A 26,722-nucleotide genomic window follows, 5' to 3' on the forward strand; every position below is an offset into this window, starting at 1 on the left:
CTCTTTTTCTTCGCACCTGGATACCTGTTCGATGACCACCCTGCTGGCCCTGGATACCGCCACCGAAGCCTGTTCCGTTGCGCTGCTGCATGACGGCAAGGTAACCAGCCATTACGAGGTGATCCCACGTCAGCACGCGCAGAAACTGCTGCCGATGATCAAGCAGTTGCTGGCCGAGTCTGGCGTCGCGCTGAATGCACTGGATGCCATCGCCTTCGGCCGTGGCCCGGGCGCGTTCACCGGCGTGCGCATTGCCATCGGTGTGGTCCAGGGCCTGGCCTTCGCGCTGGAGCGCCCGGTACTGCCGGTTTCCAACCTGGCCGCACTGGCCCAGGGGGCGCTGCGCGAGCATGGCGTTCAGCAGGTGGCCGCTGCCATCGATGCGCGTATGGACGAAGTCTATTGGGGCTGCTATCAGGCCAGCGCAGGCGAAATGCGCCTGGTCGGTCACGAGGCGGTATTGCCGCCGGAGCAGGTGGCGCTGCCGGCGGGCAGCGCTGGCGAGTGGTTCGGTACCGGTACCGGTTGGGGCTATGCCGAGCGCCTTGCAGTGCAGGTGGCGGCCAGCAATGCCAGCGCCTTGCCCCATGCCCTGGACGTTCTGAGCCTGGCCAGCTTCGCCTGGACCCGCGGCGAGGCGATCGGTGCCGAACAGGCGCAACCGGTGTATCTGCGCGATAATGTAGCTACGCCGAAGAAGCGCTGAGTGCTGTTCGTCGGTTATCGCCGATCACACTAAAACCTTTTGCGCGATCTGTGGTCCAGTTATCACTCAAGCATTAGCGACCTGACTCTGATGCTGCTAAATTGCCATCATTGGTCCTGAGTTTATGCCATGCGTATCGACGGTTTCTCATCGCAGTCCTACCCGGTCAAGCGCGCACCGCGCAAGGCAGCGGTGCGTGACGAGGCCATCGATGACGCCGAAGTTGTAGAAGAAGCCGAAGTCGCCGCTCAGGAAGCCACCGCCCGCCGTCGCAGCGGTGGCCTGCCAGCCCGCCAGCAGGACATGGTCTTCCCCCGCGCCCGTGACCGCCGTACCGCCACGGCGCTGGCCAGCTACCTGAGCACCGCAAGTTTCACCGATTGGGACATGGAAGTGCTGGGGCTCGACCTGTACATTTGATGGATGAGTCCATCACCACTGCCTTATTTTCTCGGTTGCCCGTCGTGGAGCGAAAACGCCTGGCGCGACTACCTGTACCCCGCCGACGCCAGCAGCGCTGAAATGCTTGGCTTCTACAGCCAGGTGTTCAATGCCGTCGAGGGTAACACCACCTTCTACGCACGCCCCGCACCCGGCACCATTGCGCGCTGGGCCCAGGTGATGCCGGCGCACTTCCGTTTCACTGCCAAGTTCCCCCGGGACATCAGCCATGAGGGTGACCTGCGTGATCAGCTTGAGCCGGCCTTCGACTTCACCCGGCTGATGGCCCCGCTGGGCCAGCGCGTCTCGCCTTGCTGGCTGCAGTTGCCGCGCCAGTTCGGCCCGGCGCGGGTGGGTGAGCTTGGTCGCTTCCTTGACCAGATTGGCGTGCCGGTGGCTGTGGAGGTGCGCAACCCGGCGTTCTTCACCAAGGGCGAGGAGGAGCGCCTGCTCAACCGCCTGCTGCACGAGCGCGGCGTGGAGCGTATCTGCCTCGACCCGCGCGCGCTGTTCAGTTGCACTTCACGCGACCCTGCCGTGCGGCACGCGCAGTCGAAGAAGCCCAAGGTGCCGCCACGCCCGGCGGCTTTCAGCCAGCACCCGCAGGTGCGCTTCATCGGTCATCCGCAGCTGGAAGCCAACGAGTCGTTTCTCACCCCGTGGGTGGAAAAAGTCGCTGGCTGGATCGAAGAAGGCCGCAGCCCTTATATCTTCCTGCACACCTCGGATAACCGCCTGGCGGCGGCGCTGGCCCTGCGTTTTCACCAGCGCCTGATGCAGCGCCTGCCCGGCCTTGCACCTTTGCCGGAATTGCCGCGAGCCCCCGAGGTCGAACAACTGGGGCTACTCTGAGCCTTCCCTGACTGCCGGAGGTTGAACCATGGATGTGCAAACCCTGCGTGCCGAAGCCTTCAAGGCCTTGCACGAACGTGATGGTGCCTTCGTCATCCCCAACCCGTGGGATGCCGGCTCCGCGAAGCTGCTGGCCAGCCTTGGCTTCGAGGCACTGGCCACCACCAGTGCCGGGCTGGCCTTCAGCCTGGGTCGCCCGGACGCCGAAGGCGCCTTGACCCTTGACGATACCCTTGATAATGCCGGCGAGATCGTCGATGCCACGGCGTTGCCGGTGGCTGCCGACCTGGAAAACGGCTTCGGCGACCTGCCCGAGGACTGCGCCCAGACCATTCTGCGTGCTGCCGAGGCTGGTCTGGTGGGCGGTTCCATCGAGGATGCCAGCGGCCGCAGTGACGCCCCCATCTATGACATCGGCCTGGCAGTGGAGCGCGTGCGTGCAGCCGTGCAGGCAGCGCGCAGCCTGCCGTTCCCATTCACCTTGTGCGCCCGGGCAGAAAACCTGCTGCACGGGCGCATGGACCTGGACGACACCATCCTGCGTCTGCAGGCCTACGCCGAGGCCGGCGCCGATGTGCTCTATGCCCCGGGCCTGCGTACCGTCGAGGAAGTCCGCGCGGTGGTGCAGGCAGTGGCACCACGGCCGGTCAACGTGCTGATGGGGATGGCGGGGGTGCCGTTGAGCGTCAACCAGTTGCAGGACCTGGGCGTGCGTCGCATCAGCGTCGGCTCGTCGCTGGCTCGCGCTGCGCTCGGCGCCGTCCACCGCGCGGCCTTGGAGATTCGTGACGAGGGCACGTTCGGCTACGCGGAGCAAGCATTGCCGTTTGCCCAGCTTAATGACCTGTTCCGCCGCTGATGCGGGTGCTGCTGGCGCTGCTGGCCGGCCTGCTGTTGCTGGCTGGCCTGGCCTGGCAGTTCGGCTGGCGCCTGCCCGCCGTGTGGAACCCCTGGGCGCCGCTGGACGTGCGACAGCCGCCCAATCTGCTGACACCCTACAAGCTGTCGCGTCTGCGTGATGACCCGGCGTTGTGCCGCCAGGCGCTGGAAACCAGCCATCTGCGCTACCGGGCGCAAGCCGATAGCCCCGCTACGGCCAATTGCCCCCTGCACAATGTATGGCGCCTCGAAGCGGGCCAGGCGCGGCTCAGCAGCAGCTTCCTGGCCAGTTGCCCGCTGGCGGTGGCCTACGCACTGTTCGAAAACCACGGCCTGCAACCTGTTGCCCAACGGGTACTGGGGCAGCCGGTGGCGCAGGTAGATCACCTGGGCAGCTTTGCCTGTCGTAACGTCTACCACCGCAAACAGGGCCGGCTGAGCCAGCACGCCACGGCCAATGCCTTGGACATCAGCGGTTTCCGCCTGCAGGACGGCCAACGCATCGTGCTGGCGCGGGACTGGCAGGCGGGCGGGCAGAAGGCGGAGTTCCTGCGGCAAGTGCAGCAGGCAGCTTGCGAGAGTTTCAGTACGGTGCTGGGCCCGGACTACAACGCTGCGCACCACAACCACTTTCATCTGGACATGGGGCGCTGGCCGATCTGCCGCTGAGTTGATCCAGGCTCAGGCGTGAACGCGCACGTTGTTCAGCACCACCGGGCGCGCCCAGTGGATGTCGAACTCCAGGTCATTTTGCAGCTTGGCTAGCGTGGCTTCGTCGAAGGGTTCCGGGGCCGGGTCCAGCAGGTTGGTCTCGAACTCGGCGATGGGCAGGAACAGCGACCGCGGTGCGGGACCTGGCCCGGGCTCGGCAATCGCGTGGCCCTGGCTCATCACCACCGGGCGCAGCCAGCTGTTGCTGATGTCGAGCTGGCGTTGCTGCTCGATCAGCTCGATGGCGCTGAACGGCTCGGCAGCAGGCTCCAGCAAGTTGGCCTCAAGCTCGGCCTTGGGCAGGAACAGCGGCTCCGGCGGTGCCACCACGGTGTCCTGCACCGGGCAGGCGCGCTGGGCGTCAATCAGGGCCAGCGCACGGGCGCCGCCGATTGGCTCGCCGCTGTCGTGGTCGTACTGCACGAACGACTGGCTGACCTGGTCGACGGGCTCTTCCGGCTGTTCGGCCATGGCCCGGGCAAAGAAATCCTGCCACAGGTGGCTGACGCCCCCGAGTGCCTGGGTATTGTGCTGACTGTAGTTGCCGACAGGCGACAAATAGGTCAAGCCGATGGGAAGAGTATCTGACATGGCAGCCGCGCGCGTTGTGCTCTGGCAGAATAGCGGGATATTGCCTGTATCGGCCGTGGCTGCCGATACATTAACGGCTGGGTTCAATTTTCAGGTGTGGATGATGGAAGAGCAGGGCACAGGTATCCGGGTCGAGGCACTGTCGGCTGAGTTCGAGGCGCAAGCCGCCGCATGGGCCGAGCGGCTAGCGTTGCCGCTGCAGGACGATGCCGCAGGCTTTGCCGTGCAGGTGGGCGTCGATGGCCTGCAGGTCCAGCAACTGGGGCCGCAGGCACCGGGCCCGGTGCGGGTTGACTTCGTCGACGGCCAGGCGGCGCACCGGCGCCAGTTCGGCGGCGGTAACGGGCAGATGATCGCCAAGGCGGTGGGCATCGCCCAGGGCGTGCGACCACAGGTACTGGATGCCACGGCGGGGCTGGGCAAGGACGCGTTCGTGCTGGCCAGCCTGGGTTGCCAGATGACCCTGATCGAGCGTCAGCCGCTGATTGCCGCGTTGCTGGAGGATGGCCTGGCGCGGGCCCGGTCGGATGCCGAGGTTGGGCCGATTGTGGGGCGCATGCGCCTGCTGACGGGCAACGCCATCCAGCGCATGCGCGACTGGGAAGGTGAGGCGCCGCAGGTGATCTACCTCGACCCGATGTTCCCGCACCGGGACAAGAGCGCGCTAGTGAAGAAGGAAATGCGCGTGTTCCGGCCATTGGTCGGTGATGACCTGGACGCCCCGGCGCTGCTCGAAGCCGCTCTTGTCCTGGCCAGCCACCGGGTGGTGGTGAAGCGCCCGCGCAAGGCACCGATCATCGACGGGCCGAAGCCGAGTCATAGCCTGGAGGGCAAGTCGAGCCGGTATGACATTTACCCGAAGAAGGCCCTGAAGGCCTGAGCAACCTCGTTACTTCTGTGGGAGCGGCTTCAGCCGCGAACACCGGCGTAGCCGGTGCCAACCAGCTCGGAGCCTGCGCTCCCGCAAAGACATCCGCGGGCCTCAGGGTTGATAAGCCCGCAGGAACACCCCCACCACCTCGCGCACATGGGCCTCGGCTTCGTCGCCGTCCAGGGGCCCCGCGCAGCCCAGCAACAACCGGTAATCCGGGGCGCCTTTGACCAGGCAGAAGAAATGCTCGGCCGCCCGCAGCGGGTTGTCGATGCGCAGCAAGCCCCGCTCATCCGCCCCACGCAGCAACGCTTCCATCCCCGCCAGCACGCGCTTGGGCCCGGCCTCGTAGAAGTACTCGCCAAAGCTCGGGTCCTGGCTGCCCTGAGCCATTATCAAGCGGCTGAGCTTGACCGCTTCGTCACTGCTGATCAGCGCCTGGAAGCCACGAGCGATGGTCAGCAGAACCTCTTCCACCGGCGCCCCTTCGGGGTACTCGAACAGCAAGTCGGGCAACTGGATCTGACAGGTTGCCATGACCGCTGAGCAGAACAGCGTCTGCTTGTCGGTGAAATGGCTGTAGACGGTGAGCTTTGAAACACCTGCCGCCGCAGCGACCGCATCCATGCTGGTGTTGGCGTAGCCAAGGCTGAGGAACAGCGTCTTGGCCGCTTCGAGAATCGCCTCGCGCTTGGCCAAGTCCTTTGGCCGGCCTGGACCGATGGGGGCGTCGTTGGACATTGTGGTCTGCATCTGCTTGAAGAAGCGCCCATCTTAACGGGTCAGGCGCCACAGCGCTCCGCCGTACCTCGCAAAATCCACCACGCACACTCTTCCCGCCACCGCTTGCCTGACTTAATATACCCGTCAGTACAAATATTCGAAGTGCCCTCCGCGAAAGGATTCATCATGTTGCGCCATGCCTTGTCCATCGCCTTGCCCGCCGCCGCCGTGCTGTTCCTGGCGGCGTGCGGCCAGGAAGCCGCCCCGCCCGCCGCGCCTCGCCCGGCGCTGGTGGTGCAGCCGCAGCCGGCCGAAGCCGCTGCCGACAGTTACCCCGGTGAAGTGCGGGCGCGCTTCGAGCCGGAGCTGGCCTTCCGCATTGCCGGCAAGGTCAGCAAGCGCCTGGTCGAGGAGGGGCAGCGGGTCAAGGCCGACCAGCCGCTGGCCGAGCTCGACCCGCAAGATGTGCGCCTGCAACTGGAAGCCAACCGCGCCCAGCTGGCGGCCGCCGAGGCCAACCTGTCGCTGGTGCGCGCCGAGCGCGATCGTTACCAGAAGCTGCTGGACCGGCAGATGGTCAGCCACTCGCAGTACGACAATGCCGAAAACCTCTACCGCGCCGGCCAGGCCCGCCTGAAGCAGGCCAAGGCCGAGTTCGACGTGGCCGGCAACCAGGCCGAATATGCCGTGTTGCGCGCGCCGCAGGCCGGGGTTATCGCCAAGCGCCAGGTCGAGGTGGGCCAGGTGGTTGCCGCCGGGCAGACCGTGTTCACCCTGGCCGCCGATGGTGAACGGGAGGTGGCCATCAGCCTGCCGGAGCAGCATTTTGCCCGCTTCGCCGTGGGCCAGCCGGTGAGTGTCGAGTTGTGGTCGCTCCCGGAGGCGCGCTTCCAGGGGCGTATTCGCGAGTTGTCACCTGCCGCCGACCCGCGCTCACGCACCTTCGCCGCGCGCATCGCCTTTGCCACGGCCGCTACACCTGCGGACCTGGGCCAGAGCGCCCGGGTATTCATTGCCCACGAAGGGCTGATCCCGTTGGCTGTGCCGCTGTCCGCCGTCACTGCGGAAAACGGCCAGGCCTATGTCTGGCGGGTCAACAAGGACAGCCGCCTGGAGCGGGCTACGGTGCGCCTGGGGGCGTATGGCAGTGACAGCGTGCCGGTGCTCGAAGGCCTTGACCCGGGCGACTGGGTGGTTGCCGCCGGTGGCCATGTGCTGCGCGAGGGCCAGGAGGTACGCCCTGTGGACCGCACCAACCGTGTAGTGAACCTGACGGCCAAGGAGTAAGTCCCGATGGGTTTCAACCTCTCTGCCTGGGCGCTGCGCAACCGCCAGATCGTCCTGTTCCTGATGATCCTGCTGGCGGCCATTGGCGCCATGTCCTACACCAAGCTCGGCCAGAGCGAGGACCCGCCGTTCACCTTCAAGGCCATGGTCATCCGCACCCTGTGGCCTGGCGCCACTGCTGAAGAAGTGGCGCGCCAGGTGACCGAGCGCATCGAGAAGAAACTGATGGAAACCGGCGAGTACGAGAAGATCGTTTCGTTCTCCCGCCCCGGCGAGTCACAGGTCACCTTCATGGCTCGCGACTCGCTGCATTCAGACGACATCCCCGAGCTCTGGTACCAGATCCGCAAGAAGGTCGCGGACATCCGCCACACCTTGCCGCCCGAGGTCCAGGGCCCGTTCTTCAACGATGAGTTCGGCACCACGTTCGGCAACATCTATGCGCTGACCGGTGACGGCTTCGACTATGCGGTGCTCAAGGACTACGCCGACCGGATCCAGATCCAGTTGCAGCGGGTCAAGGACGTGGGCAAGGTCGAGCTGCTCGGCCTGCAGGACGAGAAGGTCTGGATCGAGCTGTCCAACCTCAAGCTGGCGACCCTTGGCGTGCCGCTGGAGGCGGTGCAGCAGGCCCTGCAGGAGCAGAACGCGGTCAGCACTGCAGGCTTCTTCGAGACACCCAGCGAGCGCCTGCAACTGCGGGTGAGCGGGCGTTTCGACAGTGTCGAGCAGATTCGCCAGTTCCCTATCCGCGTCGGTGACCGCACGTTCCGCATCGGCGATGTGGCCGAGGTGCACCGTGGCTTCAACGATCCACCTGCACCGCGCATGCGCTTCATGGGTGAAGATGCCATTGGCCTGGCCGTGTCGATGAAGGACGGCGGTGACATTCTGGTGCTGGGCAAGGCCCTGGAAGGCGAGTTCGAGCGCCTGGCGCACAACCTGCCGGCCGGCATGGAGCTGCGCAAGGTCTCGGACCAACCGGCGGCGGTCAAGGCTGGCGTGGGCGAGTTTGTCCAGGTGCTGGTCGAGGCACTGGTGATCGTGCTGCTGGTGAGCTTCTTCTCCCTCGGCCTGCGCACCGGCCTGGTGGTGGCGCTGGCCATCCCGCTGGTGCTGGCGATGACCTTCGCCGCCATGCATTACTTCGGCATCGGCCTGCACAAGATATCCCTGGGCGCGCTGGTGCTGGCCCTGGGCCTGCTGGTGGACGACGCGATCATTGCCGTGGAAATGATGGCAATCAAGATGGAGCAGGGCTACGACCGCCTCAAGGCGGCCAGCTACGCCTGGACCAGCACCGCCTTTCCGATGCTCACTGGCACCCTGATCACGGCGGCGGGCTTCCTGCCGATTGCCACGGCGGCCTCCAGCACTGGCGAATACACCCGCTCGATCTTCCAGGTGGTGACCATCGCCTTGCTCACCTCGTGGGTCGCAGCCGTGGTGTTCGTGCCTTATCTGGGCGAGCGCCTGCTGCCTGACCTGGCCAAGCTGCATGCGGCGCGCCATGGCTCGGACGGCCACGCACCAGACCCCTACGCCACGCCGTTCTACCAGCGTGTGCGGCGAGTGGTGGCGTGGTGCGTGGGGCACCGCAAGACGGTCATAGTGCTGACCTTGGCAGCCTTTGTCGGCAGCATCCTGCTGTTCCGTTTCGTGCCTCAGCAGTTCTTCCCGGCCTCCGGGCGCCCGGAGCTGATGGTCGACCTGAAGCTGGCCGAAGGCGCCTCGCTGGCCAATACCGCCGAGCGGGTCAAGCAGCTCGAGGCACTGCTCAAGCAGCAGGATGGCATCGACAACTATGTGGCCTATGTGGGTACCGGTTCGCCGCGCTTCTACTTGCCACTGGACCAGCAACTGCCTGCAGCCAGCTTTGCCCAGTTCGTGGTGCTGGCCAAGTCGATGGAGGACCGCGAGCGCCTGCGCAGCTGGCTGATCGACACCGTGGACCAGCAGTTCCCCGACCTGCGTGCCCGCGTTACCCGCCTGGAAAACGGCCCGCCGGTGGGTTACCCGGTGCAGTTCCGGGTCACTGGCGAACACATCGAGAAGGCCCGTGCACTGGCCCGTGAAGTGGCCGACAAGGTGCGCGAGAACCCGCACGTGGTGAACGTGCACCTGGACTGGGAAGAGCCGAGCAAGGCGGTGTTCCTGGAAATCGACCAGGACCGTGCCCGCGCGCTTGGCGTCAGCACCGCGCACCTGTCGAGCTTCCTGCAGAGCTCGTTGACCGGTACCACGGTCAGCCAGTACCGCGAAGACAACGAACTGATCGAGATCCTTTTGCGCGGCACCCGGCAGGAGCGCAGCGAGCTGGCCAACCTCGGCAGCCTGGCGTTGCCGACCGACAACGGTCAGAGCGTGGCGCTGTCGCAGGTGGCGAGCCTGGAGTACGGCTTCGAGGAAGGCATCATCTGGCACCGCAACCGCTTGCCGACGGTGACGGTGCGTGCCGACATCTACGACAAGGAACAGCCGGCGACGCTGGTGAAGCAGATCGAGCCGACCCTGCACGAGATTCGCGCCAAGCTGCCGGACGGTTACTTGCTGGAGGTAGGCGGCACGGTAGAGGACTCCGAGCGCGGGCAGAAGTCAGTGAATGCCGGCATGCCGCTGTTCGTGGTGGTGGTGCTGACCCTGCTGATGATTCAGCTGCGCAGCTTCTCGCGCACGGTCATGGTGTTCCTCACCGCCCCCCTGGGGCTGATCGGCGTGACCCTGTTCCTGCTGGTGTTCCGCCAGCCGTTCGGCTTCGTTGCCATGCTGGGCACCATTGCCCTGGCGGGGATGATCATGCGCAACTCGGTTATCCTGATCGACCAGATCGAGCAGGACATCGCCTCGGGCATGCAGCGTTGGCAGGCGATCATCGAGGCCACGGTGCGGCGCTTCCGGCCGATCGTGCTGACCGCGCTGGCGGCCGTGCTGGCGATGATTCCGCTGTCGCGTAGCGTGTTCTATGGGCCGATGGCAGTGGCGATCATGGGCGGGTTGATCGTGGCCACGGTGTTGACCTTGCTGTTTCTGCCGGCGTTGTATGCGGCATGGTTCAGGGTCAGGAAGGGCTGATATCAGTCAATCAAGCCATTGGGGCCGCTTCGCGGCGATGGGCTGCGAAGCAGCCCTTGGCGGCCTCAAAGAGCGCCGAACACCTTCTTGGCCAGGCTGGTAGCCGCCTGAGCCGGGTTCTGGCGAATGCTCTGTTCCTGTTTGGCGATCATCTCGAACAGCCCATCCAGCGCCTTCTCGGTCACATAGTTCTCGATATTGGCGTCATCCTTGACCAGCCCCAACCCCTTGGCCTGGGCGGCGAAGGCATTGTATTGCTGAGCCACGCCGACCTTGTCGGTAGCCTGCTTGACGATAGGCAGGAACTTGGCGCGAATCTGCTCGCGGCTGCTCTTGTTCAGGTACTGGGTGGCCGAATCGTCGCCGCCGCTGAGAATGCCCTTGGCATCCGTCACGCTCATGTTCTTCACGGCATCTACCAGAATCGCCTGGGCCTGCGGCACTGCTGCTTCAGCGGCCTTGTTCATGCTGGTTTCCAGGGCTTCGACCTGGTCGCCCTTGCCAAACATCTTCATGGCCTTGGCCGCTTTGCCCAGGTTGCCCGGCAGCTCGATGCGCACATCCGGGTTGTTGCTGAAACCACCCGGCGTGCTCAGCTGCTTGACGGCCAGCTGCGCGCCTTGGGTCAGGGCATCTTTAAGGCCGCCGCTGGCGTCCTTCTGGGTCAGGTCGCCCAGCGACAGGGCCAGGGCACTGGCCGACAGCAGCAAGCCGGCGCACAGGGTGGTGAAGCGCAGGGAAGTGCGGATCATGAAGCGTTCCTTGTAAACAGGTGAATACGGGTATCAACGAACCTGGTCGACCTTGATGCGCACAGGCTGCGGGTCATTGCCGTCGAGCATCACGCCGTGGTGTTCGGTGTTGATGAACAGCAGCTTGCCATCGAGCTCGATGCGCGCGCTCACCGCGTAGCGGTGGCCGGGTTTGACCTGGGCCGGGTCGTAGGTGAGGTGAAACGGCAGCGGTACGTTGCCTTTGACCGGGCCGGCCTGGCGCGCCAGGGTCACTGCGGGGGCGTCCATCAGGGAAACGTCCTGCAGTTCTACGCTCAAGGTGGCGGCGGGGGGCAGGGCGATGCGTTGCACGTAGAAGACTTCGCCATCCAGGCTGGCCTGGTTGGACGGGGTGTGGCTGGAACAGGCTGCGAGCAGGGATGCGCAACACAGCATAAAGAGCTTTTTCATGGAATCTCCGGTGTCCTTGGGGCTGGCTCGTAACCAACCCCGGGACTTTAGCGGATTTTCCCTGATCAATCAGCGCCGCGGCTTGCGCAATACGATATTGGAGAGGTCAGGCGGGCTGGAAAGGTCCAGGTTTTTAACGACGTTGCCAGCCAGCAGCACTGTGCGTTCGAGGTCATACAAACCCAGGTGCAGTTTGGCTTGTCGGCCTTCTGGCACCGAGGCCGCATCGAGGAACATCGAGAACGGCGCGCCACCGTTTCTCAGGTACAGCGAATGCTCGGCGAGGTTGCTGGCGTAGCGATTGCTGTAACCGTCCTCTTGAATCAGCAGCAGGTGGGCATCCAGGTAGGCCGCCTCCACGCGCAGTTCCGGCGGGACGACTATCTGCCCGCTCAAGCCGAACACGAGAGGTTCGACAGGGTACTTTTGCGACGCCTGCGCAGCAGCATCGACTGCATCAAGGTTCAGCTCCAGCGGCATGCCCTGCAGGACATCGGCGATGGCCAGGGTTTGTGTGGTGCGCGCGACCACGGCTTCTGCGCCGAGCCCGATGGTACACAGGGCTTCAAGGGTGACCTGTTCCAGGCCGTCCAGGCTCAGCGGGTCGAGGTGGACGCGAAACGGCATGGGCGACCCGCTGGCCTGGGCGCTGCAGGTGGCAAGGAACTGTTCGTGTCCGTCTATAAAGGCGGTCACCCTGACCGAAAGTCGTGGCAAACCTTCGGGCAGATCCGGGATATAAGGGGTGGCAAGGTTACCGGTGATTTCCATGTCATTGGTCCTTGAACAAATTGCCGCCATGCATGCCTTCGAGCGCGCCTGCGACGCTGTCGACCACGACGCGTTGGGTGCCGAACACCCTGTACGGATCTATCGGGTGACGGCTGGTGTTGATGAAGTGCAATTTGCCGTCCTTCTCGATGCGCACGGACAACGCGTAGGTCCGGCGAGGGTCGATCAGGCTGCTGTCGAAGGCCAGTTGCAGATTGATCGGCATCACACCCCCACATCGCAGGCGCAGCTCGGCCTGGCTGACGGCCGGGGCATCCGCCAGGGAAACATCAAGCAGGCTCAGTTGGACCTGGCCGGAGGGTGGCAGGCGGTTATCGCTGGAGGAGACGATCTCGACGTTGAACGACTTTAGCTGGGTCATGGTGTTACTCCTTGAGAAGGGAAACAGCACGTCGATCCTGTCCCCTCTCAAGGCCTGGCGGCAGGCTGAAAACCTACCCTTGGACTACATCCACTGGCTCGTCCCGATGCAGCGCCACCTGGCGGATCGACAGGCGCAACTCGGCCGACAGCACACGCTTGGCCACGCCTTCGGCCAAGTCGCCGAGCTTGTCGTGAAACCCCAGTTTGCCCTGCGCGTCGGCGTGCAGCACGCCTTGCTGGATGAGGGTCTGGATGAAATGGCGGAACAACGTCTTGTCGAAGAACTCCGGGGCGTTCAGGCCGTGCAGAATCGACAGGCGCTGGGCCATCATCACGCACAGGTCCTCCAGTTCCTCGGCGCTGAGGGTGCTCTGGCCGCTGTTGAGCAGCAGGGAGGTGACCATGTAGAAGCGCTGCAGGGTCTGGGTGATGGTGCGGGCCAGCAGCGTCAGCAGCACGAACGGCCGCGAGCTGGGCGCCGGGCGTATGTACACGTCGTTGTCCTGGCGCAGCAGGCCCTGGTCGACCAGTGCGGCCAGCCACTGGTCAATCACTTCGTCCAGCTGCTCCGGTGCCCAGCGCAGGAACAGCTCGGTCTGCAGGTACGGGTACAGGGCGTGCACGTACTGGCCCAGCAGTTCGCGGCTCATGCGCGAGCTGCTGAGGAAGAAACTGGCCAGCAGTGCCGGCAGGGCGAAGATGTGCAGCACGTTGTTGCGATAGTAGGTCATCAGCACCGCGTTGCCTTCATCCAGGTAAAGGATGCGGCCCAGGGCGTCTTTCTGTTCGGAAACCAGGTTCATCCCGCGCACGTGTTCGATCAGCGCCTGGCCGTCGCCGTCTGGCAGCGTCGTATGTGGCGAGTAGGGCACCTGGCGCAGCAGGGCCAGGTACAGGTCGAGTACGCGCACCAGCGCGCGTTCGTCCAGCGCCAGGCGGCTGGTGGACAGCAGCGCCAGGGCCACCAGGTTGACCGGGTTGACCGCAGCGGCCTCATTCAGGTGGCGGGCCACGGTTTCACCCAGGCGCGTGGTAGTCGCGTTGAGCCAGGCCGGACGGTACTGGGGGCCGTGGTCCTGATCACGCCAGCCAGGCTGCTGCTGGTCGAGGAAACCGGCCAGGCGGATCGGCTCGCCAAAGTTGACGTAAACCTGGCCAAAGCGCTGCTTGAGTGCGCCGAACACCTTGAAGATGTCGAAGATCGACTCTTTCTTCTTGCTGGCGCCGCGCAGTTCGCCCAGGTAGGTACGGCCTTCGAGCACGCGTTCGTAGCCGATATAGACCGGTACGAACACGATCGGGGTGCGTGACGAGCGCAGGAAGCTGCGCAAGGTGATGGCCAGCATCCCGGTGCGCGGCTGCAGCATGCGCCCGGTACGCGAGCGGCCGCCTTCGACGAAATACTCGACCGGGAAGCCTTTGCTGAACAGGGTGTGCAGGTACTCGTTGAACACGGCGGTGTACAGCGGGTTGCCTTTGAACGTGCGGCGCATGAAGAAGGCGCCGCCGCGGCGTAGCAGGTTGCCCACCACCGGCATGTTGAGGTTGATGCCGGCGGCCACGTGCGGCGGGGTGAGGCCATTGCGGAACAGCAGGTAGGACAGCAGCAGGTAGTCGATATGGCTGCGGTGGCACGGCACGTAGACCACTTCATGGCCGGGGGCGATGCCCTGTACCTGCTCGATGTGGTTGACCTTGATGCCGTCGTAGATCTTGTTCCAGAACCAGCTCAGCACCACTTCGAGGAAGCGGATGGCGGTGTAGGTGTAGTCCGAAGCGATCTCGTTGCCGTAGCGCAGTGCCTGGGCCTCGGCCTTGGCCAGCGGCAGGTTTTCGCGCTGCGCTTCGTCGAGGATGGCCTGGCGCACCTGCGGGGCGTGGACCAGGCCTTTGACCAGATTGCGCCGGTGCGAGATGTCCGGGCCGATGACGGCGGTCTTGAGGTTGCGAAAATGCACGCGCATCAGGCGCTGGGCCATGCGCACGGTGCGCTCGTGACCCTTGTTGTGCTGCACCAGTTCGCGCAGGTGAATCGGCGCCGAGAACTGCACCCGGGTCTTGCGCCCCAGAATAACCACGGTCAACAGCCGGCGCAGGCGCCCGGTCACTGCCCAGCTGTCGGCGAACAGCAGCTTCCATGGGCTGGACTCGCTGGCCGGTGTCTGGCCCCAGAACACGCTGACCGGAATGATCTGCGCATCTTCCTCGGCATGCTGGCTGATGGCCGCGACCAGGCGCTCGAGGGTGGGCGGGGCGCCACGCTTGTCCTGGCGGCCGAGCCAGTCCGGGTCGGGGGTGAGGTAAAAGAACGCGGCCGGTTCCTGCAGCGGGCCGACCGCCACCGGTAGCACCGGGCGTGGCAACCCCGCCTTGGTGCATTCGTGGTCAAGCACGGCCAGGTCGGTGAGGGCCGGCGAAGGCAGGGCGTAGAACACCGGGCGGCTGCGGTCGAGCTTGAGGGTAAGTGAAGACTGGTTGATGGTTTCGGAGCGCACCCACAGGTACAACAGGCGACGCAAGGCGCCGAAGATCAGGCGGCGCAGGGGGGAACGGGTCATGGGGTGTGTGCCCTGGGTGTGATTTTAGATGGGTATCCAGCCAATTAGTCTGCCGTATCCGCGCAAGTTCAGCAAAAATCGCCGAACGGCGGGACCGTCATCAAATTATTTTGTTCTGTGTCATATACTCGGCCTGCCACTTGCAGGATATTTCCCCAAGCGGCGTCGACACGGGGCGGTGGCCTCGTGTCAACAAGGCGATTTTCACAATAAAAATCCGGAGTAGTTCAGATGTCGTCTCGTGAGACTGGGAATGTAAAGTGGTTCAACGATGCCAAGGGTTATGGCTTCATTCAGCGCGAAGGTGGTGCGGATGTGTTCGTCCACTATCGGGCGATCCGCGGTGAGGGGCATCGTACCCTGGTCGAAGGGCAGCGGGTGGAGTACGCCTGCGTGCAGGGCCAGAAAGGCCTGCAAGCCGAGGACGTAGTAGGGCTCTGAGCCTCTGGTTTCAAGCTGCAGGAGCGGACAAGCCCGCTCCTGCAGAGTCAGGAACGGCCCGGATTCATGACGTACGCCAGGTGATTTCCTCTTCACCGTCGGCGCTGATGCGGACCCAGCGGTCGGCGTCTTCTTCCCCATCTTCCTCTACCCAGCCACCCGGCGCACAGCGCACTTCCACACCCAGTGCGGCGAACGCGGCACGGGCGCAGGCGACGTCGTCGTCCCACGGCGTCTGGTCACTTTCCAGGTACAGGCTGTTCCATTTCCCTACAGCCTTGGGTAACCAAGTCACCGGAATGTTACCGGCCTTGCATTTGAAGGTCTGGCCTTTCTGCTGCCATTCGCTGCACGGGCCGACTGCCTCGGCCAGCCACTGGGCAATCTGCTTGTGGTCGACGTCGGCGTCCTTCAGGTAAATCTCGATATCAGGTTGACGCATAAGGGCTCCGGTGTGCTCAGTCTTGGCGCACGAAATAGTCATAACGCATGGAAACCGTGACTTCGAACGGTTCTGGCTGGTCGATCACCCTGGCCCGTTTTTCGGCGCTGGCGCGCCACCCGTGCGGGGTCATTGCCAGCAGGTCGGCGCGGGCCTTGGGCAAGGCCAGGCTCAGGCGGAACTCCAGGGTTTCGCTGTGGGCGTGGGCCATACCTTCGGGGATCAGGGCCAGGTGCTTGTCGTCTGCATAAGGGCGTACTTCATCGTAGAGCACCTCGCGCAGTTCCATCAGGTGGCCGCTGGTCGGGCCAACCCGCATCAGCCCACCGCCTGGGCTGAGCAGGCGTTTGGCCTCGGCCCAGTCCAATGGGCTGAACACGCTGGCGATGAACTGGCAGCTGGCGTCGGCCAGTGGCACGCGGGCCATGCTGGCCACCATCCAGGTCACTGCTGGCGCCCGGCGGCAGGCGCGCTTGACCGCCTCGCGTGAGATGTCCAGGGCGTAGCCGTCAGCAGCAGGCAGGGCCTGGGCCAGCTGGGCGGTGTAGTAGCCCTCGCCGCAGCCGATGTCCAGCCACGCGCCCGGCTGGCGCTCGCTGGCCAGCTCGGCCAGGCGGCGGGCCACCGGCGCGTAGTGACCGGCGTCGAGAAAGTCGCGGCGAGCCTCGACCATGGCCTGGTTGTCACCCGGGTCGCGGCTGTTTTTATGCTGCACGGGCAGCAGGTTCAGGTAACCCTGGCGGGCGCGATCGAAGCGGTGGCCGGCCGGGCACACCACGCCGTTGTCGAGCGGGCTCAAGGGCGCCTGGCAAAGAGGGCAGGCAAGCATCAGGCGAGCAACCGGACCAGGGTCTGGTAGTAGATTTCAGTCAGCAGGTCGAGGTCGCTGGCGAGGATGCGCTCATCCACCTGGTGGATGGTGGCGTTGACCGGCCCCAGCTCGACCACCTGGGTGCCCATGGTGGCGATGAAACGGCCATCGGAGGTACCGCCGCTGGTGGACGGCTGGGTGTCGCGCCCGGTGACGCCCTTGATGCTGGCCGACACCGCGTCCAGCAGTTCGCCCGGCTCGGTGAGGAACGGCAGGCCCGACAGTGCCCAGTCGACCGACCAGTCCAGTTCATGCTTGTCGAGAATTGCCGCAACCCGCGCCTGCAGGCCTTCGACGGTGGACTCGGTGGAGAAGCGGAAGTTGAACAGCGCGGTCAGATCGCCCGGGACCACGTTGGTGGCGCCGGTGCCGGAGTTGAGGTTGGAGATCTGGAAGCTGGTGGGCGGGAAGAACGCGTTGCCTTCGTCCCAGTGCTCGGCCGCCAGTTCCGCCAGGGCTGGGGCGGCCAGGTGGATCGGGTTGCGGGCCAGGTGCGGGTAGGCCACGTGGCCCTGCTTGCCGCGCACGGTCAGCTTGGCACCCAGTGAGCCGCGACGGCCGTTCTTGACCACGTCGCCCAGCAGGGTGGTGCTGGACGGCTCGCCGACGATGCACCAGTCCAGGCGCTCGCTGCGTGCTTTCAGGCGCTCGATCACGGCCTTGGTGCCGTGGTGGGCCGGGCCTTCTTCGTCGCTGGTGATCAGGAACGCGACCTTGCCGCGGTGGTTCGGGTAGTCCTGCACGAAGCGCTCGCTGGCGATCACCATGGACGCCAGACTGCCCTTCATGTCGGCAGCGCCCCGCCCGCAAAGCATGCCGTCGGCGTCGATCAGCGCTTCAAACGGCTCATGCTGCCACTGCTGCACCGGGCCGGTCGGTACCACGTCGGTATGGCCGGCGAAGCACAGCACCGGGCCTTCCTGGGTACCGTGGGTGGCCCAGAAGTTGTCGACGTCCTCGAAGCGCATGGGCTCCAGCTGGAACCCGACGGCGCCCAGACGGTTCATCATCTGCGCCTGGCAGTCGGCGTCGAGGGGGGTGACCGAGGGGCGACGGATCAGGTCGCAGGCCAGTTGAAGGGTAGGCGAGAGCTCGGCAGGGGCCGTCATGGTAAAACTCCGAAAGCGGGCAAGGCGGGCAAGGCGCAATAGTTTAAAGCAAAACCTGGGTGTGAAGCGTTCGGCTTCGACTCGTTTGGCCGGCAAGCCTGAGTCAAGGGAAGTATTTCTCAATCTGTTCCGCGTACGCGAATGTGTAGGTTGTGCCCCGCCCCTAGGGGCCAACCAACACACAACGTAAGGTGAAGAGCACAATGGGTAACAAGCAGTTGATCGCCATGGGCATTGCGCTGATGTGCAGCACGACCGTGTTTGCCAGCGCAACGGATATTGTCGTCACCGGTGTCATCAAACCTGGTGCATGCACGCCTTCACTCAGTGGCGGCGGAACATTTGACTTCGGTGATATTTCGGTAGACCAGCTACATCGAGATCGACAAACTCAGTTCATATCGCCCCCCCAGCAACTTTCCGTGAACTGTAAAAGCCCTACCCGGTTCGCCTTGCGGGGGGTCGATGGCAGAGCGGGCAGTGCGGACTCGGCAGCGGGCACGATCATCGCATTTGGCCTTGGGATGAACGAGCATGGCCAGCGAATCGGCGCCTATTTCCTGCGAACGAATGCCAGCAGCTATGTTGTCGATGGCAGCACGTCCGTGACGCGTCTTATTACAGCTGACAGTGGTACGTCCTGGCAGCGCGATTATACGCCGGACTATTCCTATCTCTATAACGGTGCAGTGGGCAGGTTCCATGGTTTTGCGGTCGGAGCAGCAGTACCCACGGCCATCCGGAATCTGACCGCTGATTTGCAGATTGACATGAACATTGCTGCGTTGAGGAACCTCACCGTGACCGATGACGTAAAGATCGATGGCGCTTCGACCATCGAACTGTCCTATCTGTGATCAAGCGCTGACGTCAAGCCTACAACGTTGACGATAAGCGCATTGGGGCCTTGACGTGCTCGCTGCTCCAGGGCGGCGAGCACGTTTCTTGTAGAGATTCGAGTTTGAGCATATTGATCCGTTTACTGTTGAGTGCGGGCGGCCTGCTGCTGTCGGGCAGTGCAGCACAGGCTGCTGGCATGGTCCCGGAAACTTCGGTGGTGATCGTCAACGAAGCCGATGGCGAGGCAACGATCACGGTACGCAATGAAGACCCCACCCCCGCGCTGTTGCTCGTCACCCTGCAGAACCTGCCTGAAGACCTGGAGCCATTGCTGTTTCTCTCCCAGCCCGCGTGGCGCGTCGAGGCGGGCGAGGAGCAGCGGGTAAGGTTTATGTTGCGTGCAACTGCGCCCCTGCAAGTCCAGCGTTTGAAACGGGTGATATTCGAAGGCATTCAGCAGCAAAAACTGACAGGTGAGCGTATCGCCAAGGTCGGGGTGAGCGTGAGGCAGAACCTGCCTGTCATCATCCATCCCAAGGGGCTTGCTGCCAATCGCTCACCGTGGGAGGGCTTGCAGTGGCGCTACCACGGCCAAGGTGTACAGGTTGAGAACCCGACTCCCTATGTGGTGCGGCTGGCGCAGGAAGTCAGGTTGATGCCCGCGGACGAGCAAGCGTATTTGCCGCGCACCTACATCTTGCCCGGCGAATCGCTAGTGCTTCGGCTGGACGCGGCAGCCCGACGGGATAATCGCAGCGTAAAGCTGTTCCCGGCCACGGTGTACGGCTATGCCGTAGATGAATTCGAGGCACCGTTAGGCAGGGGGAACGGTTGAGTGGGGGCGCGGGAAAGTGCCGGGCGGTTGGCTGGCGTTGGCCAGTGGCGCTTTTCTTTGCTGTTTATCTTCTTGAGTGCAGCGCCAGTGACGGCGTCGCGTTCGACCTCGAACTATTGCGTCAGAGAGGCTTGAGTGAAGAGCTGGCGTCTTACTTTCAGGACATCGCCCGGTTTACCCCCGGCAATCACACCGTAAGCCTGGAGGTAAATGGCGATCGAGCAGGACAAGCACAGGCACGCTTTCTCGACGATGGCAGTTTGTGCATCGACTCCGCTTTGCTGGAAGCCGGAGGCATACAGGTGCCGGCCGGCGCGTCAGATACGGCTGCTGACTTGTGCATAGACCTGTTGGCGGATTACCCACAGAGCCAGATAAACGCAGACCCGCAATCCGCCAGTGTATCCATGGTCGTGCCGGCACAAGCGCTGCGCAAGTCCGCTGCAGGCCATGATTTATCGGCGTTTGCCACTGGTGGGTTAGCCGGCATGTTCAATTACGATGTGACGATGCTGGATACACGCTTCAAGGATGGCAGCAGCAGAGCCTGGACCGCGCTTACCGAGCCGGGTTTCAACCTCGGTGACTGGATCGTGCGCAGCCGTCAGGTTGCCAGCATTGGCCAGCAGTCCAGGCAGTTCAACGCGCTTGATGCCTACGCGCAACGAACGTTCGCCGGGCAGGCGGCGGTTTTGCAGGTTGGCCAGATCCACCTGGGCAACCCTGTGCTCGCTGGTGTATCTGTTGACGGCTTTCAGGTGTTCCCTGAGCAGGCCTTGGGGCATCTGCAGCAGCGCCGTGCGGTTCAAGGCATCGCCAAGACCCAGGCGAGGGTGGAGATCTTTCAGCGCAATCGGCTGGTGTACGCGACAGTCGTGCCGCCGGGCCCGTTTTCCATCGAAAGCCCTGCGCCAGTCGATGCCTTTGCCGAACTGGAAATGACCATCCATGAAGCGGACGGCGAGCAGCGACGTGTGACCTTGCCCGCTACGCCCATGACTGGCAGCTTGTCGGGGGGGTACCAGTTCGGTGTCGGTCAACTGCGCCACAGCAGTGCGGCTTCGCCCTGGGTGCTGAGCGCCGGGTGGAGCGGGAGTGTGCTCGATGGCGTGGCCTTTGGTGGCGGCATGCTTGCAACCGATGGTTATCAGGCAACAGGGTTTGCACTGGGCGTTCAGCCATGGACGCAAGCTCAGATGCAGTGGTCAATCGGCTATTCGCAGCCTCGACGCCAGAAAGCAGGAATGCAAAGTCAGGTTAACCTCAGCCAGCAGCTAGCCGAAGGTTGGGCGGCAAGTTTCAGCTACGGGGTGCAGGGCCCGCACTATCAAGACATCCAACAGGCGCTGGAGCCGTCACGCAGCTTGAACGGGGTGCAGGATTACCTTGGCGTCGGCTTGTCATGGCAAGGGGGCGCGCTGGGGAACTTCAGTATTGGCGGCAGCCAGTCGCGTGCGGGTAGCGGTCAGGTCAGCACCCAGGCAAATTTCGGCTGGGGAACAACGCTGAAGCGGGTTTCGCTGAATGCGGGCATGGAATGGAGGCTCAGCGGGGCAGGTGAGCAGGGGCGCTTGCTGTATCTGAGCGCCAGTCTGCCATTGGGCAGCAAGCGCAGGCTGTACGCATCGAGCCGAGGTAGCGCCGGCAACTACCGCTCATCCATCAACCTGCGGGAACGTGTCAATGAATCGTTCAGCTATCGCCTGGGAGGCAGCCATGCAGGCAATGACCCGGTGTTGCGACCCAGCCTTGGCGCTTCATGGCTGGCGCCATTCGGCCAGATGCAGCTGGATTACTCGGCCACCGGCAGCAGTGCACAAACCCTCGCTGCCAACCTGCGTGGCGGCGCAGTGGGGCATGCAGATGGCATCACGTTATCGCCTTACCCGATACAGGATACCTACGCACTCATCGAAGTCGGTGATCTTGCAGGTGTGAAAATCGACACGCCAAGTGGGCCCGTGTGGACCGATGGCGAAGGACGAGCAGTGGCCTCGCAGGTTCGGCCATACGCTGACAATCGTCTGCAAGTACAGCCCCGGAGCCTGCCACGTAGTGTCGATCTGGCCAACAGCCAGGGCATTGTAAGGGCCGGTCGAGGGGCATTTTCGCATTTGCGTTTCGCTGTAGAGCGCACTCGACGTGTCTTGCTACAAACACTGCACGTTGGCGGGCAGCCCGTGGCGGACAGCTCGATGGTAGTGGATGCCAACGGCAGCTTCGTGACGATGGTGCAGGCCGGTGGCTTGATATTCCTGCATGACTTTCAGGAGAACGAGCGCTATCAGGTGACCTCGCCAGGCGGACCTGGCTGTGCACTGGAGTTTACCCTCAGCGACAATCCGGAGCCGGATCAATACTATGAAACGACCACGGCCCTTTGCCATGCGATATGAGTTCTTGTGCAGGACGCGCCCCATTCGCGACCGCCGCGGCGCGCTGCTTTTGCTGAGCCGGTGCCTGGGGATGTTGTTGATGGGAGTGGCCGGATCTGTCGCCGCGCAGGGCTGTCAGATCTTGCTCAGCCAGCCCGTTATCGAGTTTGGCCAGGTCAACAGGACTCAGTTGCAAAAGCATGGGAATCAATACCTGTTTGCCGCGAAACATCTGCAACTGACGGTTCAGTGCTCCAGAAGAACCGACATGCTCCTGAACTATCTGGCTGCCGGCACCTATGGTGATAGCTATGGCTTTGGCGAGCGAGGACAGTATTCAATGCAACTGTCTGACGCACAGCTCGATGGCCAACCGGTCATGCTGGGTGCAGCCAGGGACCCGCGTGGCCCCTGGATGCAAAAAGGCGACCGGATTCGCTGGGTGCCAGGCATGCAGGTCACGCCATTGCTTGCAGATGTAGCGCTTCAAGGCACAAATTTCACGGCTCGCCTTACAATCCAGGGCTGGCTCGATGCAGCGTCGAACTTGTCAAACGCCGACGAGTTGCACGCAGGGGGTGTGTTGGAAGTCGATGGCGCAACTGCAGCCTTGGCGTTACAGGCAAGTGTCGTCCCAGCAGCTTGCAAGCTGTTCTTGGGTCATGACGGTGTGGTGGACTTCGGCCTCATTGAATCTGGACAGCTATCGGCTGGCAACACCACCACTCTGCGACGCTCGTTGCCTGCTGCCGTGACCTGCGACGGCCTCACTCGTTTCGCTCTGCGCGCGGTGGACAACCGCCAGCCCGGCTTGATCAGTCACGTAAAAGACGTAGCACGCTCCGCCCTGTTTGGCGCAGGTAAAAAGACCAGTGACGGCCTGGCATGGTCTTTACAGCTTGAGGGGCCGGCGTTAGGGGATGGGCAGGTGCTCCAGCCGCTCTACTCCCCGCAGAGTGGTGCAGGCTGGCAGCCAGGCCCGGGAGCTGCGTTCTTTCATAACGACGGTCGTTTGCTGGGGTTTGCCCTCAGTAACCGCGCAGCAGCCGGGCCTGCCTTGATCAGGCAGCTCGAGGCTATGCTGATGGTCGAGTTGTACATTGCTCCTTTGCGTCAACTCGACCTGCGCGACGAGACTGCCGTCGACGGGGCGGCCACGCTGGAGATCGTCTATTTGTAAGCCCGAACTATGCCAGGTGGCCGCAAGTTTCCGTTATGTGTGCGCCGTTTGCACCTCGGCCTCCGGCTTTGGCAGCGACGACAGCAAGGCCATCACCAACGCTGCCAGGTACGGCAACGACTGCACCAGCAACATCGCCACCCAGAAGCGCATGTCCGAGCTCGGCAGCCCCTGAACCAGGTAGATGCCCAGCGCTGCGCCCCACAGCAGCAACATGATGAACAGCTCCTCCCGCGCCTCGGAAATCGCCACCAGCAGCCCATGACTGTCAGCATGCTTGGGCGTGCGGATGAACGGCATGCTGCTGGTGAAGAAGCCATACAGCACTGCCTTGGCGATGGTATGCGACAGCGCCAGCCCGGCCAGCGCCGCAGCGAAGGCGTCCTTCAGATTCACCCCCACCGCACGGCGGTAGAGGAAGATGATCTTGCCCACCTTGAAGAAGAACAGCGCCAGCGGCGGGATGGCGAAAATCATCAGCGGCGGGTCGACCCGGTGTGGCACGATGATCATCGCCGCCGACCACAACAATGCGCCGATCGTGAAGAAGATGTTCATGCCATCGGCAATCCATGGCAGCCAGCCGGCCAGGAAGTGGTAGCGCTGGCCACGGGTCAGCTCGCTGCCCTTGCCGCGCAGCAGGGCGCTGGCGTGGTGCTTGATGATCTGGATGGCACCGTAGGCCCAGCGGAAGCGCTGCTTCTTGAAGTCGATGAAGGTGTCGGGCATCAGGCCCTTGCCATAGCTGTTATGGGCGTAGGCAGCCGACAGGCCCTTCTCGAACACCCGCAGGCCCAGCTCGGCGTCCTCGCAGATGCACCATTCGGCCCAGCCCAGCTCTTCCAGCACGCTACGCCGGGTCATGGTCATGGTGCCATGCTGGATGATCGCGTCACGGTCGTTGCGGGTGACCATGCCAATGTGGAAGAAGCCTTTGTACTCGCTGTAGCACAGCTTCTTGAAGGCGCTCTCGTGCTGGTCGCGGTAGTCCTGCGGCGACTGCACCACGGCAATTTTCGGGTCGGCGAAGTGCGGCACCATGTGCTTGAGCCAGTTGCGATCGACGCAGTAGTCCGAGTCGATCACCGCGATCACTTCGGCATCCTTGGCGGTATGCGGGATCAGGTAGTTCAGTGCGCCGCCCTTGAAGCCCGCCAAAGGCGCGACATGGAAGAACTTGAAGCGCTCGCCGAGCTTCTCGCAGTGGGCCTTGAGCGGCTCCCACACGGCCGGGTCCTTGGTGTTGTTGTCGATCACCAGCACTTCGTAATCGGGGTAGTCCAGCGCGGCCAGGGCATCGAGGGTCTGCTTGACCATCTCAGGCGGTTCGTTGTAGCACGGCACATGCACCGATACCTTGGGGCGGTAGGCGCTGTCGGCCTGCACGGGCAGGAACTCACGACGTCGCTTGTGGGTCCACACCGCCTCGGCCAGTTCGTGGGCCTCGGTGAGCAGAACGATGAATACCCCCAGCGCGCCCAGGGCCAGCAGCACACCCACAGTCAGGCTGAACCAGGTGCTGTATTGCTGGCTGTAGTCGTAGGCAATCCACACCAGCACCGACCCGCACAGGAAGGTGATGAAGGTCAGGAAGGTGCGACCACGCTGGCGCAGGGCCGAACCGTCGATGAACAGCACCATCAGCGCAATCATCGCCAGCACCACCGAGGCTACCGCCAGGGCACGCCACTGCGGGATTGCCACCACCGGGCCGTCGAAATTGAATTTCTGCTGGCGCTCGGCGTTGTACACGCCCCAGTAGGCGCCTACCGAACCCTCGTCGCTGGCCTTCCACGGCTGGTCATAGGCTTCGATGACGAAGTAGTTGTAGCCGCGGCGGTTGAGGGTGTTGACCAGGGTGCGCAGGTAGATGGCCTGGTCGGCCTGGGTGGCATCGGCGCCACCACGCATGCGGCCGTTGCTCGGCCAGCCGACTTCCGACAGCAGCAGGGGCTTGCGCGGGAACTGGTGCTTCAGCTCTCGCGCCCGGTCGAGGACGAACTCGACCGAGTCTTTCATCGGCACGAATTCCCAGTAGGGCAGGATGTGCGCGGCGATCAGGTCGACGTGCTTGGCCAGTTCGGGGTTTTCCTTCCAGATGTGCCACTGCTCACTGGTGGTCACCGGTACCTTGACGGCTGCGCGCACCCGGTCCAGGTATTTGATCAGGTTTTCCGGTGTCACCTCTTCACGGAACAGCGCCTCGTTGCCCACCACCACCCGCACCACGCTGCGCGAGGTATTGGCCAACTCGATGGCCGTGGCGATTTCGCGTTCGTTGCGCTCCAGGTCCGGGCTGATCCAGATGCCCAGGGTTACCCGCAGGCCGAATTCTTCGGCCAGCCGTGGGATATCCGCCTGTGTCCCCTCCACGGTGTAGATACGCACGCTGTCGGTCAGCTTGCTCAACTGCTCCAGGTCCTGGCGCATCTCGTCGTCATTGGGGTATTGGCCCTTCTGCGGGCTTTCACCCAGGCGGAATGGCGAATACGAGAAGCCAGAGATCTGCTCTGGCCAGGCAGGGGCGGATACCGGGCGGTTGATCAGCGCCCAGAACCCGGTGAACAGCGCGGCAATGGCCAGGACCACGACCAGGTTCAGGCCGAATTTACGTGAAGACATTGTCGTCCATATCTGTCGAAGTGATAGGACATTAAAGCAGGGTTGGTAGGCTCTTTCCTAACGATGCAGGCCAGCGGCCGGCTGGCATATAATGCGCGCCGGTTTTTTGGGGTATGAACATGAGCACAGAAGATCCACGCTTCGCCGGCGTTGCCCGGCTGTATGGCGACCAAGGGCTGCAACGCCTGGGCCAGGCCCACGTGGCCGTGGTCGGGATTGGCGGGGTAGGCTCGTGGGTGGCCGAAGCGCTGGCCCGCAGTGGCGTGGGCGAAATCACCCTGTTCGACCTGGACGATGTCTGCGTCAGTAATACCAACCGCCAGGCCCATGCCCTGGAGGGGCAGGTGGGGCGGCCCAAGGTCGAGGTCATGGCCGAGCGCCTGCGGGGGATCAACCCGGCGTGCACGGTGCATGCGGTGGCCGACTTCGTCACCCGCGACACCATGGTCGAATACATCACCGAGAACCTTGACTGCGTGATCGACTGCATCGACAGCGTCATGGCCAAGGCCGCGCTGATTGCCTGGTGCCGGCGGCGCAAGATCGCCATCGTCACCACCGGTGGCGCTGGCGGGCAGATCGACCCGACGCAGATCCAGATCGCTGACCTGAACAAGACCTTCAACGACCCGCTGGCCTCACGTGTTCGCTCAACGCTGCGTCGCGACTACAATTTTTCGCGTAATGTCAGCCGCAACTACGGCGTACCGTGCGTATTTTCCAGCGAACAGCTGCGCTATCCCAAGGGCGATGGCAGCGTTTGCCTGCAGAAGAGCTTCGTTGGCGAGGGTGTGCGGCTGGACTGTTCAGGTGGCTTTGGCGCGGTGATGATGGTGACCGCGACCTTTGGCATGGTGGCGGCGAGCAAGGCTGTCGAGAAGCTGGTCGCCGGGGCGCGGCGGCCTGCGGAGCGAGTAAAGCCTGAATAAACCGCGCTGCTTCTTCGCGGGTTCATCGAGGCGTCGAACCGTCGCGAA

Annotated in this window: 25 protein-coding genes; 14 read left to right on the plus strand and 11 right to left on the minus strand. The window is 63.7% G+C overall.

Annotation, left to right across the window (positions count from 1 at the left end):
* Positions 1-31: 31 nt before the first annotated feature.
* From tsaB to AC5O5R_RS05375, 5 genes are all read left to right on the plus strand, one after another.
* A complete protein-coding gene (tsaB, locus tag AC5O5R_RS05355; RefSeq protein WP_494515030.1) occupies positions 32-706 on the plus strand; it encodes a tRNA (adenosine(37)-N6)-threonylcarbamoyltransferase complex dimerization subunit type 1 TsaB in 675 nt (224 codons plus the stop codon).
* Between the two features lie 129 nt (positions 707-835).
* Complete coding sequence (locus AC5O5R_RS05360) at positions 836-1,126, plus strand: hypothetical protein (protein ID WP_172288566.1); 291 nt, start codon at positions 836-838, stop codon at positions 1,124-1,126.
* A gap of 3 nt (positions 1,127-1,129) precedes the next feature.
* On the plus strand, positions 1,130-1,999 hold the full coding sequence (locus AC5O5R_RS05365; RefSeq protein ID WP_494515031.1) for a DUF72 domain-containing protein: 870 nt from the start codon (positions 1,130-1,132) through the stop codon (positions 1,997-1,999).
* A 28-nt stretch (positions 2,000-2,027) separates the two neighbouring features.
* Positions 2,028-2,858 carry an isocitrate lyase/PEP mutase family protein gene (locus tag AC5O5R_RS05370; RefSeq protein ID WP_172229273.1) on the plus strand — a complete coding sequence of 277 codons (831 nt, stop codon included), beginning with the start codon at positions 2,028-2,030 and terminating at the stop codon, positions 2,856-2,858.
* Positions 2,858-3,547, plus strand: a complete 690-nt coding sequence (locus AC5O5R_RS05375) for an extensin-like domain-containing protein (protein WP_494512167.1) — start codon at positions 2,858-2,860, stop codon at positions 3,545-3,547. Before AC5O5R_RS05370 ends, AC5O5R_RS05375 begins: the two co-directional genes overlap by 1 nt.
* 12 nt (positions 3,548-3,559) lie before the next feature.
* Here the strand turns inward: AC5O5R_RS05375 and AC5O5R_RS05380 are convergent, their stop codons facing one another.
* Complete coding sequence (locus AC5O5R_RS05380) at positions 3,560-4,180, minus strand: energy transducer TonB (RefSeq protein ID WP_172229269.1); 621 nt, start codon at positions 4,178-4,180, stop codon at positions 3,560-3,562.
* Between the two features lie 103 nt (positions 4,181-4,283).
* On the opposite strand from AC5O5R_RS05380, the gene AC5O5R_RS05385 reads away from it, so the two are divergent.
* Positions 4,284-5,060, plus strand: a complete 777-nt coding sequence (locus tag AC5O5R_RS05385; RefSeq protein ID WP_494515032.1) for a class I SAM-dependent methyltransferase — start codon at positions 4,284-4,286, stop codon at positions 5,058-5,060.
* Between the two features lie 102 nt (positions 5,061-5,162).
* Here the strand turns inward: AC5O5R_RS05385 and AC5O5R_RS05390 are convergent, their stop codons facing one another.
* On the minus strand, positions 5,163-5,804 hold the full coding sequence (locus AC5O5R_RS05390) for a TetR/AcrR family transcriptional regulator (RefSeq protein ID WP_172230936.1): 642 nt from the start codon (positions 5,802-5,804) through the stop codon (positions 5,163-5,165).
* A 156-nt stretch (positions 5,805-5,960) separates the two neighbouring features.
* On the opposite strand from AC5O5R_RS05390, the gene AC5O5R_RS05395 reads away from it, so the two are divergent.
* The gene (locus AC5O5R_RS05395) at positions 5,961-7,061 is read left to right on the plus strand and encodes an efflux RND transporter periplasmic adaptor subunit (protein WP_172230933.1); all 1,101 of its coding nucleotides are present in this window, start codon (positions 5,961-5,963) and stop codon (positions 7,059-7,061) included.
* 6 nt (positions 7,062-7,067) lie between these two features.
* On the plus strand, positions 7,068-10,133 hold the full coding sequence (locus tag AC5O5R_RS05400) for an efflux RND transporter permease subunit (RefSeq protein WP_494515033.1): 3,066 nt from the start codon (positions 7,068-7,070) through the stop codon (positions 10,131-10,133).
* Between the two features lie 65 nt (positions 10,134-10,198).
* Here the strand turns inward: AC5O5R_RS05400 and AC5O5R_RS05405 are convergent, their stop codons facing one another.
* The 5 genes from AC5O5R_RS05405 to plsB all read right to left on the minus strand — a co-directional run bounded on the left by AC5O5R_RS05405 (position 10,199) and on the right by plsB (position 15,030).
* A complete protein-coding gene (locus AC5O5R_RS05405) occupies positions 10,199-10,885 on the minus strand; it encodes a DUF4197 domain-containing protein (RefSeq protein WP_494515034.1) in 687 nt (228 codons plus the stop codon).
* 33 nt (positions 10,886-10,918) lie between these two features.
* Positions 10,919-11,317 carry a YbaY family lipoprotein gene (locus AC5O5R_RS05410; RefSeq protein WP_172228986.1) on the minus strand — a complete coding sequence of 133 codons (399 nt, stop codon included), beginning with the start codon at positions 11,315-11,317 and terminating at the stop codon, positions 10,919-10,921.
* 69 nt (positions 11,318-11,386) lie between these two features.
* Positions 11,387-12,088 carry a hypothetical protein gene (locus tag AC5O5R_RS05415; RefSeq protein ID WP_172228984.1) on the minus strand — a complete coding sequence of 234 codons (702 nt, stop codon included), beginning with the start codon at positions 12,086-12,088 and terminating at the stop codon, positions 11,387-11,389.
* Between the two features lies 1 nt (position 12,089).
* Complete coding sequence (locus AC5O5R_RS05420; protein WP_172228982.1) at positions 12,090-12,470, minus strand: YbaY family lipoprotein; 381 nt, start codon at positions 12,468-12,470, stop codon at positions 12,090-12,092.
* A gap of 73 nt (positions 12,471-12,543) precedes the next feature.
* Entirely contained in the window at positions 12,544-15,030 is a 2,487-nt protein-coding gene (gene plsB, locus AC5O5R_RS05425) for a glycerol-3-phosphate 1-O-acyltransferase PlsB (RefSeq protein ID WP_172287888.1), read from the minus strand.
* A 231-nt stretch (positions 15,031-15,261) separates the two neighbouring features.
* Between plsB and AC5O5R_RS05430 the strand changes: the two genes are divergently transcribed.
* Positions 15,262-15,471 carry a cold-shock protein gene (locus tag AC5O5R_RS05430; protein ID WP_003252255.1) on the plus strand — a complete coding sequence of 70 codons (210 nt, stop codon included), beginning with the start codon at positions 15,262-15,264 and terminating at the stop codon, positions 15,469-15,471.
* 64 nt (positions 15,472-15,535) lie between these two features.
* Here the strand turns inward: AC5O5R_RS05430 and AC5O5R_RS05435 are convergent, their stop codons facing one another.
* From AC5O5R_RS05435 to dapE, 3 genes are read right to left on the minus strand one after another with little or no spacing between them, the layout of a single operon-like run.
* Positions 15,536-15,913: a hypothetical protein gene (locus AC5O5R_RS05435; protein ID WP_172228971.1), complete on the minus strand. Its 378-nt coding sequence runs from the start codon at positions 15,911-15,913 to the stop codon at positions 15,536-15,538.
* Between the two features lie 16 nt (positions 15,914-15,929).
* A complete protein-coding gene (locus tag AC5O5R_RS05440) occupies positions 15,930-16,742 on the minus strand; it encodes a putative RNA methyltransferase (protein ID WP_172228969.1) in 813 nt (270 codons plus the stop codon).
* The gene (dapE, locus tag AC5O5R_RS05445; protein ID WP_172228967.1) at positions 16,742-17,893 is read right to left on the minus strand and encodes a succinyl-diaminopimelate desuccinylase; all 1,152 of its coding nucleotides are present in this window, start codon (positions 17,891-17,893) and stop codon (positions 16,742-16,744) included. Before dapE ends, AC5O5R_RS05440 begins: the two co-directional genes overlap by 1 nt.
* Before the next feature lie 203 nt (positions 17,894-18,096).
* Between dapE and AC5O5R_RS05450 the strand changes: the two genes are divergently transcribed.
* The 4 genes from AC5O5R_RS05450 (at position 18,097) to AC5O5R_RS05465 (ending at position 23,123) form a co-directional block, all read left to right on the plus strand.
* On the plus strand, positions 18,097-18,750 hold the full coding sequence (locus AC5O5R_RS05450; RefSeq protein ID WP_494515035.1) for a DUF1120 domain-containing protein: 654 nt from the start codon (positions 18,097-18,099) through the stop codon (positions 18,748-18,750).
* 104 nt (positions 18,751-18,854) lie between these two features.
* Entirely contained in the window at positions 18,855-19,568 is a 714-nt protein-coding gene (locus AC5O5R_RS05455; RefSeq protein ID WP_494512174.1) for a fimbria/pilus chaperone family protein, read from the plus strand.
* A 44-nt stretch (positions 19,569-19,612) separates the two neighbouring features.
* Complete coding sequence (locus AC5O5R_RS05460; protein ID WP_494515036.1) at positions 19,613-21,964, plus strand: fimbria/pilus outer membrane usher protein; 2,352 nt, start codon at positions 19,613-19,615, stop codon at positions 21,962-21,964.
* A gap of 70 nt (positions 21,965-22,034) precedes the next feature.
* Complete coding sequence (locus AC5O5R_RS05465) at positions 22,035-23,123, plus strand: DUF1120 domain-containing protein (protein ID WP_494515037.1); 1,089 nt, start codon at positions 22,035-22,037, stop codon at positions 23,121-23,123.
* Positions 23,124-23,156: 33 nt separating this feature from the next.
* On the opposite strand, the gene AC5O5R_RS05470 is transcribed toward AC5O5R_RS05465, so the two are convergent.
* Complete coding sequence (locus AC5O5R_RS05470; RefSeq protein ID WP_494512177.1) at positions 23,157-25,745, minus strand: glycosyltransferase; 2,589 nt, start codon at positions 25,743-25,745, stop codon at positions 23,157-23,159.
* 119 nt (positions 25,746-25,864) lie between these two features.
* Between AC5O5R_RS05470 and tcdA the strand changes: the two genes are divergently transcribed.
* Positions 25,865-26,674: a tRNA cyclic N6-threonylcarbamoyladenosine(37) synthase TcdA gene (gene tcdA / locus AC5O5R_RS05475; protein ID WP_172287255.1), complete on the plus strand. Its 810-nt coding sequence runs from the start codon at positions 25,865-25,867 to the stop codon at positions 26,672-26,674.
* Positions 26,675-26,722: the final 48 nt, after the last annotated feature.

This window comes from Pseudomonas sp. 8_5_2 (assembly GCF_059295255.1).